This is a genomic window from Tropicibacter sp. Alg240-R139, assembly GCF_900537075.1.
Lineage (GTDB): Bacteria > Pseudomonadota > Alphaproteobacteria > Rhodobacterales > Rhodobacteraceae > Falsiruegeria.
Genome location: NZ_UNRA01000007.1, coordinates 44,575 through 58,559, shown reverse-complemented (window position 1 = coordinate 58,559; position 13,985 = coordinate 44,575). Strand labels below are relative to the sequence as shown.

The window sequence follows — 13,985 nt, the reverse complement described above, 5'->3', positions numbered from 1 at the left end:
CCGATATGGAACGGCAGAGGGGAACGGAACATGTGGTGGATGAAAGGCTGCGCAGCTGCCGCGCTGGCTATGGTTTTGTCGTCCGTACAAGTTGCTGCACAGCCTGCAACAGTGTCGGACGGTTTGCTTGTGGTCTACGGTCCCCAAGCTCCTTCACGCGAGGGAGATGTCGACCGCCGAGAACAGGTGTTCTTCAGCGTCCCCGCCGATCTAAAAGACCGCGTTTACGTGCGGATTTTCGACCCCGAGGTCGCGGGTGAAAATGACTTTACCTATGGCGGGGCGGGCGACTCTGAAACCACGTTTAGGGTGTTTGGCGGTGCTGGAGCCTACACCGATGCCAATCGACCCAAACCGGTTGCCGACGGCGCGCGCGAGCCGCGTTTGATCCCCTATGATCCGGTCACACAACCCGGCAAGCTGGTCAAGGAAAAGGCCTGGGCTTCGGATCGCACCACGGATGGGAAGTGGGTTAATCTGGGCGCGCTGCGTGCGCGTCAAGGCGAAGTTGTGGATGGTCGCGCCTATTTCCGCATCGATGTTCAAGGCAGCAAGGGCAATGACGGCAATGGTTACACCCTCGGTGTTAGCCTGTCGCGCGACCGCGCGCGTGCGCCAGTCGGGTTAGAGATGTTTGCATATCGTCCAACCGTGCGTTGGTCGGCTGGCGGCACAGCAACTCAGGTGTGGTTCACCCGCACAACCGACGGTCCGTTTCAGGTTCAGAGTTTTGACGGGGCCAATGGCGATCTGGCGCTGGTGACGGACTATGGCGATCTGGGCCTGCGTATCTCGGGGCAGGATTTCTGGACCTCGGACACGGTGGATACGAACGAAACCAATCTAGCGATCAGCCTGCAAGGCGGGTTCGAGACACCAAACGACGTGACATTGGCCGTCTTTGATGCGGCGGGTGATCCCGTGCCCCTGAACATGCCGCCGAAACTGGCGCCCGAGCCGTCGCGACCCACCGCCATCGGAACCGGGCGTCCGCTGGCTGATTGCCGCTCGGTCGCTTTTGATGGCAGCCGTTCCATCGGCCTGACACCCTTGGGCTATCAGTGGGAGTTTGGCGACGGCAACAGTTCGACCGAACCGGTTGTGGCACATCGCTATGCCGATCCGGGCCGCTACATTGCGCGTCTGCGGGTGCTCGACCCCGGCACCCGCCCTGGTCGCGGGGATGAGGTGACCGTGCCTGTCCATATCCGCAACGCGCCCGTAGCTGTACCCGGTTCTGACATCGTTGTGGCTCCGGGCCAGACGGTGGACTTTGACGGATCAAGCTCGCAACCTTCGGACAGTCCGATCACCGGCTACGGCTGGACCTTTGGCGATGGCGGCAAGGCCGAAGGCGCCAAAACGGCCTATGTCTACAAAACCCCCGGCCAATATCGCGCTGTTCTGCGCGTCAAGGATGACAGCAAACACCCCTGTAACGTGGGTCTCGCGACGCGCCGCGTGGTTGTGAACTTTGCCCCCGTGGCCGAGGCCGGAACCGATCGGAGCGCAATTATCGGCCAGACGGTTATCGTCACGGGCGGGGCCAGCTATGACGTGGATGGTTTGATCAACACCTATCGCTGGTCCATGGGCGACGGAACCGTTCTGGAAGGTGAAACTATCACTCACCAATACGCTAAGAGTGGGTCGTATCAGGTGCTGCTGACTGTCATCGACAACAGCGGTGTGGCCAACAACCTGGCCACCGACGGCATGCGGGTTGAGGTCAACGCGCCACCGGAACCCACATTCACCATCCCGGATCGGCCGGTGTCCGTCTCGGAACTGGCGATGCTTGATGGCTCTGCATCCGCAGACGCAGACGGGCAAATCCTGTCCTATATCTGGGACTTTGGCGATGGCGCCATGGGCGAGGGGCCTGCGGTCGATTACGCTTGGACCCGCGCTGGCGAATACACCGTCACGCTGACAGTCGAAGATGACAGCGGCACCGAATCTGCGCTGCAATCCTTTTCCCGTACCATCCGCGTAGATGCCGCGCCCGAGGCAAATGCCGGTCCTGATCAGTTCGTGACGGCGAGCGAGGTGACATTTTCGGGCGGTGGGTCGGTCGATCCGGACGGCACTGTGACCGAATGGCTCTGGGATTTCGGTGATGGCGGCGCGGCGGCAGGCCAGAACGTCAAACACGCTTATCTGCGCCCCGGCACTTATGAAGTCGCCTTGACGGTGCGCGACGACAGCGGCGCGCCGCTCAACACTGACCGTGCCACGATGCAGGTAACGGTCAATGCCACGCCAATTGCTGACGCAGGCCCGGCGCAGGTGGTAGCCCCGGGTGAGGAATTCGTGGTTTCGGGCCGCGCTTCGGTCGACCCGGACGGAGAGATTTCCGAATACATCTGGACCTTCCCGGATGGTCAAACCATCGAAGGGCTGCGCGCCGCACACACGATCAACGAACCTGGTCTTTACCGGGTTGGCCTTATGGTACGCGACAATTTTCACGGTGGCGCAGCCGAAGATGAATCCGAGGTTTTCATAACAGTCAATGCACCGCCCGTGGCGGTGGCAGGCGCAGACCGCCTGATTGCGCCAGGTGACACATTGCAGTTTGATGCAGGTCAGAGCTTTGACAGTGACGGGCAGGTGACCAACTACCGCTGGGAGTTCGACGATCTGGGCGAACCGCTCGAGGCGCGCACGGTTGAGCGCCACTATCCCACACCCGGCGTCTGGTCGGCGCAGCTGCTGGTAACCGATGACAGTGGCGTTCTGAACAGTACCGCCGGCGACGATATGACGATCCGGGTGAACCATCCGCCGGTGGCCGAGGCGGGGCCGGACATCGATACAGACAAGCTCTATGTCGCCTTTGATGGCTCGCAATCTAAAGACGCCGATGGCGATGCGCTGATGTATGAATGGGACTTTGGCGACGGATCGCCTGCCGCTTATGGGACGCAAGTGACCCATGTCTACCCCCGCTCGGGGGTGTTTCCGGTGACGCTGCGCGTAGACGATGGCACCGGCCTGTCCAATGCTCGTGCCATCGACGCCACCCGCGTCAACATCCGTGCACGTCCCTTGGCTGATGCGGGCGGAAATCGCGATGTGTGCTCGGGGGAACCGATCCTGTTCGACGCCTCTGACAGTGCCGACCCGGATGGTGGGTTGCTGCTTTACGCGTGGGACTTTGGCGACGGCAGCGACTCGGATCTGATCAACCCGACCAAGACCTATGAACTACCAGGGGTCTACCCCGTCACTCTGACCGTGCGAAACGAGACGGGGACGCTATACGGCACCGACATCGACCGCATCGCGGCCTTGGTGCGCGAAGGCCCTATTTCAAATGCCGGAGGCGACCGGACCGTCTGTTCAAACCAGCAGGTGCGATTTGACGGCTCTGGGTCCACGGATGCGGATGGGGCGGTCAATGCGTTTTCGTGGACGTTCGGAGATGGCAATACCGGAAGCGGCGAGGCCCCGGTGCATATCTTCAAACGTCCCGGCACCTATGCCGTGACCCTGACCATCACCGGGGAGGCGCGCGGCGCTTGTAGCCCACTGGACAGCGATGTGGCCAATATCACCGTGGTTTCGGCCCCAACGCTTACGATTGGGGGCTCGGATCGTGCGGCGGTTGGAATGCCGGCGACCTTCACGGCTGAATTGGGGCAATTGAGTGGTGCACAAGCCCAAGGGTTCTCGTGGGAGATTTCGGACGGCAGCACAATGCAAGGTCAAGAAATGTCTCATGTCTTTACCGAGCCGGGCGAGTATATCGTCACCCTGCGCACAAATCTGACCGGGGGCACCGAGGGCTGCACGGACCTGGCGGTTGTGCGCAAGGTTATCGTGAACGCTGCGCCTGAACCTGTCATTGATGTCGTGGCCGAGGTCGCCGTCGGCGAGGCGGTGCGGTTTGATGGTGGTGGGTCAACGGATGCAGATGGGGCGATCACCCGATTTCGTTGGGACTTTGGCGATGGGGGCGCAGCGGACACAGTTTTGGCTGTGCACCGCTTTACGGAACCGGGCGACAAGGCCGTTGTCTTGACCGTCTGGGACGATGCGGGCGTCGGAAACTCCGAGCAAATGGTCGAAAAGGTGGTCCGTGTCACCCCCGCTCCTGTTGCGGGTTTGGTTGCTGACGGGGCAGTCTGTCCAGGTATTGATACGCCATGGAGCGTGAACGTGGCTGATGACACCCAAGTCACCTGGACCTTTGGTGATGGCACCCAGGCTCAGGGCGCGTCGGTTGACCACGTCTTTGCGACCCCCGGCCAGTATCCCGTGCGCGTCAGCATGGATGACGGACGTGGACTGCTCAGCAGCCAACGTAATGAAGAGGCTTATGTGCGGGTGAATTCGGAACCCACCGCGCTGGCCGGCCCGGACCGGATCGTTTGTCCGGGTGACACCGTCACATTTGATGCGGGCGCCTCGGGTGATCTGGACGGGCAGATCACCGATTGGAGCTGGGAGTTCAGCGATGGCGTCATTCTTGAAGGGCAGCGGGTGGATCGTACCTTTGACAGCGCGGCGGACCTGACAGTGCGTCTGCGCGTTCGTGATGACAGCGGCGCTTTTGGATGTGACGTTGGCACGGATGCTGCACGGATTTTGGTCAATGCACCTTCGGTGGTGAACGCAGGACCCGATCGCATTGTTCCGGTGGGTGCCGCGCATGATGTCGTGCGCTTTGCTGCGGAAGATGTCCGCGATCCAGACGGGCAGGGCACGCAAGTGACCTGGGCCTTTGGCGACGGAACCGAGGCGAGTGGCGCCGTGGTTCGGCATCGGTTTACTACGCCCGGCAGCTATACCGTGACCGTTCGCGCGCAGGACAGCACCGGGCTCGCATGTGGGATCGGGCGCGACACGGCGACGATCACGGCTGTGGCCCGCGAATGAGCCGTGGAATTTTGAAGACGTTGTTACACTTGTGAACTAGGATCGGCGTCAATGAGATTCCCTTTGCGCCTCAAGTTCTTTGTTTTTGCTGTTTTGCTTGCCGTTGGCCCGCTGGCCCTGGTCGGGCAAAATCTGACGCAGCTGTCGCGCGACGAGCTCAAAAGTGCTGCTAACGAGGACCTGACAACGGTGGCCGCACAGCTGCGCACAGCTTTTGACAATACGTTCGAAGGGCGCTGGCTGACCCCATTAATGGTGATCCGAAACGGGGTGGATAGCAACGAATTGGGGGTGCCGCAAAAGGTGTCTCTGCTGACTCTGGGGTTAGAAGAGTTGCCTCAAGTCGTGGCGCTGCAACTGTCGGTCGAAGGCTCGGATTTGCCCATACTGGTGGCAAACGAAGGGTTCGCCGAGAAACTTGCCCAGGCGGGACTTGATCCGGTGGCCACCCTGGCAACGTCACCCGATCTGATCCGGGCGTTTGAGGGCACCGGTCAGTTTGGTCGCCCTGTTGTGAACCGTCTGCCGGAGACGGGTGATTGGCTGGCCACGCTGGCGCTGCCGCTCACGACCCAGATTGCCGGCCGTCAGGTGACGATGGCGGCCAAGATCGAGTTGTCGATCCTGGGCGATATGGTGCGTCGCCACCCATTCGCACAGCGCGGCGAGATCACGATCGTTGATCAAGCCGGGCGACGGGCGCTGGGCGGTGACACCGAACTGCTGATCCAGCGTCAGATCGTGGCCTCGACCATGCCGCTGATCGTAGCGGGCGCGCGGGCAGACGCATTGGAACCTTATGTGCGCCCCGACGGAAGGGCGATGCTGGGCGCTTATGCCTTTCCCGATTGGTTCCAATGGGCGGTGATCACAGAGTTGAGCGAAGACAATGCCTATGCTGTGGTCAACGCGATAACACGGCAAATCCTGATCGTGGGCCTGATCGGATTTGCTATTGCGGCTGTAGGGGCGATGATCTTTGCACGGCAGCTGACCCGACCGATCCTGGCCATCGGTACGGTTGCTGAAAAGGTGGGGGAGGGGAACTTTGCAGCCCGCGTTGAAAATGTCCGTGCGCGCGACGAGATCGGTGATTTGGCGCGCCGGATCAACCAGATGATCACACATCTGGGTGAGCGGATGGAATTGATGAAGTTCGTCTCGCACGGCACCATGTCCGCAATCCAAGGGGCCGAGGCCGAAGGGATGGAACGCGGCGGTGAGCGACGGCGCATCTCGGTCATTTTCACTGACATTCGCGGCTATACCGAATTCTCTGAACGGGTGCCGCCCGAAGTTGTGATCGAAGTGCTGAACCAGTATTTCGATGTGCAGGCCGATATCGTGACCGAATTCGGCGGCGATGTGGACAAATTTATCGGGGACGCGTTGGTTGCCGTCTTCGAAGGCGAGGACATGGAGCTGCGCGCCGTGGAATGTGCGGTGGGGATCACGCAGGCGATGGTGCGGCTTCTTGTCGAGCACCCCGAACACAATCTGCATGTGGGCATCGGCGTCGCTTCGGGCGAGGTGGTGATGGGGGCTATGGGTGCGCGCGATCGGATGGATTTCACAGTGCTGGGTTCCACTGTGAACCTTTCGGCTCGGCTCTGTTCCAAGGCTGACCCGGATCAGGTCCTGGTCGATCAAGCCACACGTGACGCGGCGCTGGATCGAAACGGTGTGGTCTTTGACGCGCTTGAACCGATCCCACTCAAAGGATACGCCGATCCAGTTCCGGCGTATTCTGCCACTCGTCTCTGATGGCACTTCCTCTCGGGGGGCCCCCGCGCCCGAGCGATCCCGACTTCGTCGACACCGCTAGCGGTCTTGGGCGTAGCACCGGGCTAGGCCCGGCGCGGTCCCGCCAAAACGAGAATGACCAACTGATCCACCAGCGGTTGGCGGCCGCCATCTGGTGCAACCGCCGAGCGCAGCGAGGCCCGGCCCAACGGGAGGAGGTGTCCCGGAAGGGGCATCGACGACGGGCGGGAGCCCCCCCTTGAACTGCGAAGCAAGGTTGTCAGGAATTGACCGAGGTTACGCTGCGTAGCTTACCCAGGCCCAGGTCATCGCCACATAGGTCAGGTTGTGCAGGCACTGATCTAAACCCATCGCGCGCCAGAATGCGCCTTGTGTCGGGTTGAGAGCTTTTTTCTCCGAGTAACTGGCCTTACCAAAGTCGATGTTAAAATGGACGATCCATTCCAGCGCCACTATGATCGCGATGAATGCCAGCGGCGCGCCCATAATCAGAAACACGAAAATAGAGCCCAGTACATGCACACCGGCATGCATCGCCCGCCCCATATGCCAATATTGGCAGCGTCCAGATAGCATCTTTGGTGTTTGCAGATAAAAATCCGCAAACATATGCTTGACCATCAACAAGCTAAACAACAACAGCACAGAGCTGACCAATTCAGGCAAAGCCATCCTCCCGAGTTTTGCCGAGACTCAGCTTAAGCGCATATCCGGATGGCTGCAAATGAACTGGTTCACAGACAGGGCAAACAGAACGTTCGTAAATCCATTTGCCTGCAAACCGTGACGCAGAGTAGGTTTGATACGTATTGACGAGTTTTGCCCGTCTGGTGCCCGGCCACGCTGCAATTCAGGAACAGTCCCATAGAACGCTCAATTTTTAGCTTTATCTGGAAGTATTCGAAACGTGACCAGCTGATCTTGCTGGCGATTACGACGACACTTTTCCCGTTACTCTACCTGACGTTGGAACTGCCCAAGCGGATCATCAATGACGCCATCGGCGCGGCGAGCTCTACCATTGATCTCTGGGGATACACCTTTGATCAGATCACCTTCCTTGGTATTCTATGTACCGGCTTTTTGCTGGCTGTGCTGGCGCACGGGCTTATGAAGATGCGCATCAACACGATGAAGGGTGTGTTGAGCGAGCGGATGCTGCGCCGGTTCCGATACCAGCTGATCGCCCGGATCATGCGTTTTCCCCAACCTTACTTCGAACGCGTCAGCCAGGGTGAAATGGTGTCTATGGTCACCGCTGAAAGCGAGCCGATGGGTGGGTTGATGGGGGATGCTATCAGCCAGCCGGTGCTGCAGGCGGGGCAGATGATCACCATCTTGTCGTTTCTGTTTTTGCAAAGCTTCTGGTTCGGTTTGGCCGCTGTTGCCCTGATCCCCTTGCAGGCTTGGCTGATCCCAAAGCTGCAAAAGCAGATTAACTTGCTGAACAAGAAACGCATCCAAGAGGTGCGCATACTTGCCGCCCAAATTGGGGAAAGTGCTGCCGGGGCATCGACCCTGCGTGCCAATGGCGGCTGGCGGTATCGCCGTGCGGCGATCACGGATCAGTTGGGGCGTCTGTTCGACATTCGCTTCGAAATCTACCAGAAGAAGTTCTTCATGAAGTTCCTTAACAACTTCATCTCGCAGCTGACCCCGTTTTTCTTCTTTTCCATTGGCGGCTATCTGGTGCTGCAGGGAGCCGTGTCTCTGGGTGCTTTGGTGGCGGCACTGGCGGCTTACAAGGACCTGAGTTCCCCCTGGAAAGAGTTGCTGACCTATTACAACCAGACCCAGGACATGTCGATCCGGTGGGAGGTGATCCTGGACCGCTTTGCCCCGCCTGGTATGGTGGATGAAAACTTGTTTGAGGGCGAACCGGAAGGCCGCCCCAAGCTGGATGGTGACATCGAGTTGAAACATGTCTCGGTCCGGGATGCGGATGGCAACCTGGTGCTGGACGACCTGACCGCGACACTGCCCGGCGGTGGTATCATCGGGATCGCGGCACCCAGCGAAGAGGATCGGCGCGCGCTGGCCGAACTGCTCACGCGTGAGATCATGCCATCCAGCGGTACAGTGCGGGTTTCTGACCACAATTTATCCGAACTGCACCAGGCGGTGATTGCATCGCGGATAGGACATGCCACATCTCGCCCGGTCATGTTTCAGGGTAGCATTGGCGACAACGTCATGATGCCAATGCGGCAGCATCCACAAGGTGACAGCATTGACGGCAAGGCGCACCGCGAAGCAGTCCGAGCAGGAAACAGTGAAGATCCCTTTGATGCCGAATGGTTGGATCCAACACTTGCGGGTCTGAACGACGAGGCTGCATTGCGTGCCTGGTGGTTGCGCTTGATCGAAGGGATGGGGTCGGGTGCGGCCCTGTTCCGGCGCGGCGCCGAGCAAAAGTTTGATGCCTCTGATCATCCCGAGCTGGCTGCGCGATTGATCGAATTGCGTCCGGTCGTGCAGCAGGCGATGCAGGACTCTGGGTTGCAGGCGCAAGCCTATCTTTTTGAACCAGACACCTACAACCCTGCGCTGCCAGTGGCAGAGAACCTCCTGTTTGCGACGCCAGCGGTGGCCATTTCGCAGGACATGATCGCCTCGCAAACTGAATTCCTGGCCATGCTTCGCTCGCTGCATGTGGATGAAACATTGGTCAGCCTGACTCAGGACGTGATCGACATGTTGCGCCAGATCTTTGGCCTGGATGGAACCGATCATCCGCTGTTTCGCAAGCTGGGGCTTGAGGTCAAGACCTATGAAACTGCGGTCGAACTGATCGAAAAGACTCGGGCTGACGGGGCGGCTGCGTTGGATGACACCGAACTGGCAAACCTTATGGCGGTACCGTTTCGCATCTCGGCTGATCAGATCGGACCGGCATTCTCGGAGGAACTCAAAGCGCGTATTCTGGAAGTCCGTCGCGGGCATTCGGCAGAACTGTTGCAATCGCTGGACGGGGTGTTCTCGCCGCTGTCGCCCGGAAGTTATGCACCCGGCCTGACTGTTCTGGAAAACGCTCTTTTTGGCAAGGTGAGCGAAGTCGGCGGCGCAAAGTCAGACGAGCTGCGCAAGCTGATCGCGGACACACTGGCCGAACATGGCGCGCAGGCGCAGGTGATCGAGCTGATCTATGACGTACCAGTTGCCTTGGGCGGAACAAACCTGCCGGCTGTTTTTGCCGAACCGCTGGCCTTTACCCGTGCGACAATCAAGAAGCCGGACGTGTTAATCCTGGATAAGGCATTGGACAGCTATGATATGGACACTCAGGTGGCTGTGTATCGGAACCTGCGGGCGCTGTTGCCGGATACGACTGTGATCTATCTGAACGATCAGTTTCAGTCGCCCGGTGTCTTTGACGTGTTCCTGGAGATCCAGCAGGGCCGCATTGTCACCGAAGAGGCCCAAACCGAAGCCGAAGAGGACAGTGTCGCCTCGGCAGATTTGGCGCGCAAACTGCGTGCGCTGGAAAAGACACCTATCTTTTCTGAGCTTGACCGGAGACAACTGCGGCTTTTGGCTTTTGGCGCGCGCTGGTATGACGCCAAAGCCGGCGAGGTGGTGTTCCTGAAAGACGACGAGCCCACGGATGGCGCGTATATGATGATCGATGGCGAGGCGGGGTTGTACCTGCCACAGGACGGGGCCGATGACCAACTCATTGCCAACGTGGGCGCGGGAACCTTGGTCGGAGAGCTGGGCCTCATCCGCAAGGTGCCACGCGCGCTGTCGATGGTGGCAGAAACAGACATCACCTGTTTGCGTATCGGCGAAGAGGAGTTTCTGGCGGTGGTCGAAAATGATGCAGCGACAGCGTTCAAGCTGTTGCAAGTGGTCGCAGGCTACGTGTCCAATTGATGCAGGCGAGCGGCGCTAGAAGTTCGAAGCGCTCCCGCCCTTCGTTGATGCCCTGACGGGACATCGCCTCCGGTTGGGCCCGGCCTCGCTACGCTCGGCAGTTGGCGATTGATTGTGAGGGAATGCCCCAAGGCTGCCTGCGCCTCGCCTTTGGGGCGAAACATTCGCAACAGACGGGACCGCGCCGCGCGCAGCGCGGCGCTAGGCCCAAGGCCGATAGCGATGCCGACGAAGTCGGGATCGCTCGGGTGCGGGAGTGCCCCGGTTTTGTGGTTTCAACGCAAATTACGCTTCTTGAAACTGCTCTTGGGAACAGAACAAGCTGTGTAGTAGGCCAATGACTTGCTCGGTTTTGTGATCCAACAGCGAATAATAGATGGTCTTGCCGTCGCGGCGGGTGGTGACCAGCCCCTCATCGCGCAGCCGTGCCAGCATTTGGCTGACTGCTGCTTGCCGCATTTGCAACAACTCTTCCAACTCACCCACCGACCGCTCGCCTGTGCCCAGGTGACACAGGATCATCAACCGTCCCTCATGCGCCAACGTCTTGAGATAGGCTGCCGCCTGACTGGCGCTGGCGGCCATGCTATCAGGTGTGTCTGGCGAAAGAGAGGCAGAGGGTTGAAGCGTCACGGTCACGGGTTCCTGAAAAAAGTCGTGACCGCATAATGCCTCAGCCGCTGGATCAATGTCACCCCTTCTTGGCAGGTGCGCCACCCTGAAAGGCATTGCCGCCCTTGTAGTCGCAGGGCTGCTCTTGCATTTGCAGGTGCAGCCCGTCACCCGAGTAGGGATGCGCACGGGCCAGGTCCTCGTCTACCTCAATGCCCAGACCGGGGGTTTCGGGCGGCGTGATGAACCCGTCCTGAACTCGGATAGAACCTTTGATCAACGCGTCGTGAAACGGGGTCTCGATGCTTTCAGCCAACAGGATGTTTGGGATCGAGGCGGCCAGTTGGATATTTGCCGCCCATTCGACGGGACCCGCATATAGATGTGGTGCCATCTGAGCGTTGAACACTTCGGCAATCGCCGCGACTTTCTTCATCTCCCAGATGCCGCCAGCCCGACCAAGCGCGGGTTGCAGGATCTCGGCCGCACCGGTGCGTAAAACAGCGGCAAACTCGGCCTTGGTGGTCATGCGCTCACCGGTGGCCACCGGGATGCGCACGTTGCGTGCTACACGGGCCATGTCCTTAATGTTGTCAGGCGGCGTGGGTTCTTCGAACCAAAGCGGGGAATAGGGTTCCAGCGCTTGGCCCAGACGGATTGCGCCTGCGGTGTTGAACTGCCCGTGGGTGCCAAAGAGCAGATCGGCCTTATCTCCCACCGCCTCGCGGATGGCTTTGCAAAATGCCACTGACAGCGAGATGTCGGTCATTGCAGGCATATGGCCGCCGCGCATCGTATAAGGCCCAGCCGGATCGAACTTGATCGCGGTATACCCCCGGCGCACCATTTCGGCGGCACTTTCGCCGGCCAATTCGGGCGAGGTCCAAAACTCATTCAGATCGTGATGAGGTAGCGGATAGAGGTAGGTGTAAGCCCGGATACGGTCATTCATCCGACCGCCAAGCAGCGCATGCACTGGCCGGTTGCGATCCTTACCCAGAATGTCCCAACAGGCGATTTCCAGCCCCGAAAACGCGCCCATAACCGTCAGATCGGGGCGTTGGGTGAAACCGCTGGAATAGGCGCGACGGAACATCAACTCGATGTTTTCGGGGTTTTCGCCTGCCATGTGACGGTCAAACACATCGCGGATCACCGGTTTCATGGCCTCGGGCCCGATGGACGAGGCATAGCATTCGCCCCAACCGGTGATGCCGGTATCGGTGGTCAGCTTGACCAGAATCCAATAGCGCCCGCCCCAACCGGGCGCGGGTGGTGCCGTGATGATGATGTCGAGGTCTTGCAGCTTCATGGGGGGTTACTCCATCAGGTCGCCAAATGCGGTCAATTCCCGTTCGATCTCGTCAATCACGGGTTGGGTCGAGAAAAAGTACATGTCCGGCGCGTCGATGTCGTCCATGAAAACTTCGATATCGATTTGCACCTTTGCACCATCGAAATCACCGTCAATCTGCCAGCGCTGTTTACCATCGACAAGGATGCCGGGCAGTGCCTGCGAAATAGCTACGGGCAGATCGGACGGCAGGCCAAAGCGCGGATTGTTCAACAAACCAATCAGGAATGGTCCGACGCTGTCCGTGTCGAAATTCATCGACGTTTCGGACGTGATCGGCGGTGCTTTGGCGACCTGGGGTTTGAACAGGCCGGTCAAGAAGTTCAGCATGGATTCCGCTCCCGCGGGGATGCGGGCGGGGTCAGTTCCCGCCCGGTTCAGTTATCGGTCAAAGATGATGACGTTGCGCTTGGCGCTGCCGGTCTTGGTGTCAGCAATCGCTTCGTTGATCTGATCCAGCGACCAGCGGCCCGAGATCAGTTCGTCCAGTTTTAGGCGACCTTGTTCGTATAGGTCGATCATCCACGGGATGTCCCGCTGGATCACCACATCGCCCATTTTCGACCCCACCAATCCCTGTCCTATGGCGGCCAGGATTACGGGTTCATAGCTTGCCTGCGCGCCGGAATGGGGCATGCCGATCATTACAGCTTTACCGCCGCGACCCAAATAACGGGGGGCCTGATCATAGGCCTGAATTGCGCCAACTGTGATCAGCACCACGTCTGCTCCACGTCCACCAAGCGCTTTATAAGCGGCCTTCCATGGAGCATCGAGAGTGGCTAGAACACCATGGGTCGCGCCGAATTCCTTGGCGATCTCCAGTTTTTCTTCGGTCATATCGACGGCCACGATGCGGCGTGCGCCTGCGATCCGTGCGCCTTGAATGGCATTGAGACCAACGCCGCCTGCACCAATGACTACGACATCCTGGCCCGGACGCATCTGTGCCGCGTTCACCGCGGCGCCGACGCCGGTAATCACGCCGCACGACAACAGGCTGGCCACATCCTTACCCATCGTCTCGGGGATTTTCACGATTTGGCTGTGATCAACGACGACCTTTTCAGCAAAGGCACCACAGGCCATGGCCTGTTCCAGCGGACCACCGTCTGCGGTACGCAACGGTCCCTTGACCGTGTCGTAGGGCGTTTCACAGATCGTTGGCTTGCCGCCCGCGCAGGAGGGACAAAAGCCGCAGGCCCGGATCAGGGTCACGACAACCGAGTCGCCCTCCTTGTATGTGCCGACTGCGGTGCCAGCCTTGGTGATGATACCGGCGGCTTCATGACCATAGACGGCGGGCAGGTGACCGCCCCAGGCGCCGCTGGCATAGGTGATGTCGGAATGGCAGATGGCGACCGCGTCCAGGGTGACCTCGACCTCGCCCATGCCGGGATCGGCGAGCTGTACGTCTTCGATCACCAGCGGTGCGTTAAACTCGCGGCAGACCGCCGCTTTGATGGTTTGCATGATGTCTTCTCCCTTGCTTGGAATA

General features: G+C 59.6%; 8 protein-coding genes. 3 read left to right on the top strand and 5 right to left on the bottom strand.

Translation table 11 applies throughout. The annotated features are described in order from the left end of the window. The first annotated feature begins 30 nt into the window (after nucleotides 1–30). On the top strand, nucleotides 31–4,884 hold the full coding sequence (locus G6R15_RS20600) for a PKD domain-containing protein (protein ID WP_164661865.1): 4,854 nt from the start codon (nucleotides 31–33) through the stop codon (nucleotides 4,882–4,884). Between the two features lie 51 nt (nucleotides 4,885–4,935). Then, nucleotides 4,936–6,648: an adenylate/guanylate cyclase domain-containing protein gene (locus tag G6R15_RS20595; RefSeq protein WP_164661864.1), complete on the top strand. Its 1,713-nt coding sequence runs from the start codon at nucleotides 4,936–4,938 to the stop codon at nucleotides 6,646–6,648. A gap of 276 nt (nucleotides 6,649–6,924) precedes the next feature. Here G6R15_RS20595 and G6R15_RS20590 read toward each other — a convergent pair whose 3' ends face one another. Next, nucleotides 6,925–7,320 carry a DUF3307 domain-containing protein gene (locus tag G6R15_RS20590; protein ID WP_164661863.1) on the bottom strand — a complete coding sequence of 132 codons (396 nt, stop codon included), beginning with the start codon at nucleotides 7,318–7,320 and terminating at the stop codon, nucleotides 6,925–6,927. Between the two features lie 243 nt (nucleotides 7,321–7,563). Between G6R15_RS20590 and G6R15_RS20585 the strand changes: the two genes are divergently transcribed. Continuing rightward, on the top strand, nucleotides 7,564–10,521 hold the full coding sequence (locus tag G6R15_RS20585) for an ABC transporter transmembrane domain-containing protein (RefSeq protein WP_164661964.1): 2,958 nt from the start codon (nucleotides 7,564–7,566) through the stop codon (nucleotides 10,519–10,521). A gap of 285 nt (nucleotides 10,522–10,806) precedes the next feature. On the opposite strand, the gene G6R15_RS20580 is transcribed toward G6R15_RS20585, so the two are convergent. The 4 genes from G6R15_RS20580 to G6R15_RS20565 all read right to left on the bottom strand — a co-directional run bounded on the left by G6R15_RS20580 (nucleotide 10,807) and on the right by G6R15_RS20565 (nucleotide 13,960). Next, nucleotides 10,807–11,106 carry a helix-turn-helix transcriptional regulator gene (locus G6R15_RS20580; RefSeq protein WP_164661963.1) on the bottom strand — a complete coding sequence of 100 codons (300 nt, stop codon included), beginning with the start codon at nucleotides 11,104–11,106 and terminating at the stop codon, nucleotides 10,807–10,809. 106 nt (nucleotides 11,107–11,212) lie between these two features. Continuing rightward, nucleotides 11,213–12,445, bottom strand: a complete 1,233-nt coding sequence (locus G6R15_RS20575) for a mandelate racemase/muconate lactonizing enzyme family protein (protein WP_164661862.1) — start codon at nucleotides 12,443–12,445, stop codon at nucleotides 11,213–11,215. A 6-nt stretch (nucleotides 12,446–12,451) separates the two neighbouring features. Next, the gene (locus G6R15_RS20570) at nucleotides 12,452–12,817 is read right to left on the bottom strand and encodes a hypothetical protein (protein ID WP_164661861.1); all 366 of its coding nucleotides are present in this window, start codon (nucleotides 12,815–12,817) and stop codon (nucleotides 12,452–12,454) included. Nucleotides 12,818–12,868: 51 nt separating this feature from the next. After that, nucleotides 12,869–13,960 carry a Zn-dependent alcohol dehydrogenase gene (locus G6R15_RS20565; protein ID WP_164661860.1) on the bottom strand — a complete coding sequence of 364 codons (1,092 nt, stop codon included), beginning with the start codon at nucleotides 13,958–13,960 and terminating at the stop codon, nucleotides 12,869–12,871. Nucleotides 13,961–13,985 lie beyond the last annotated feature (25 nt).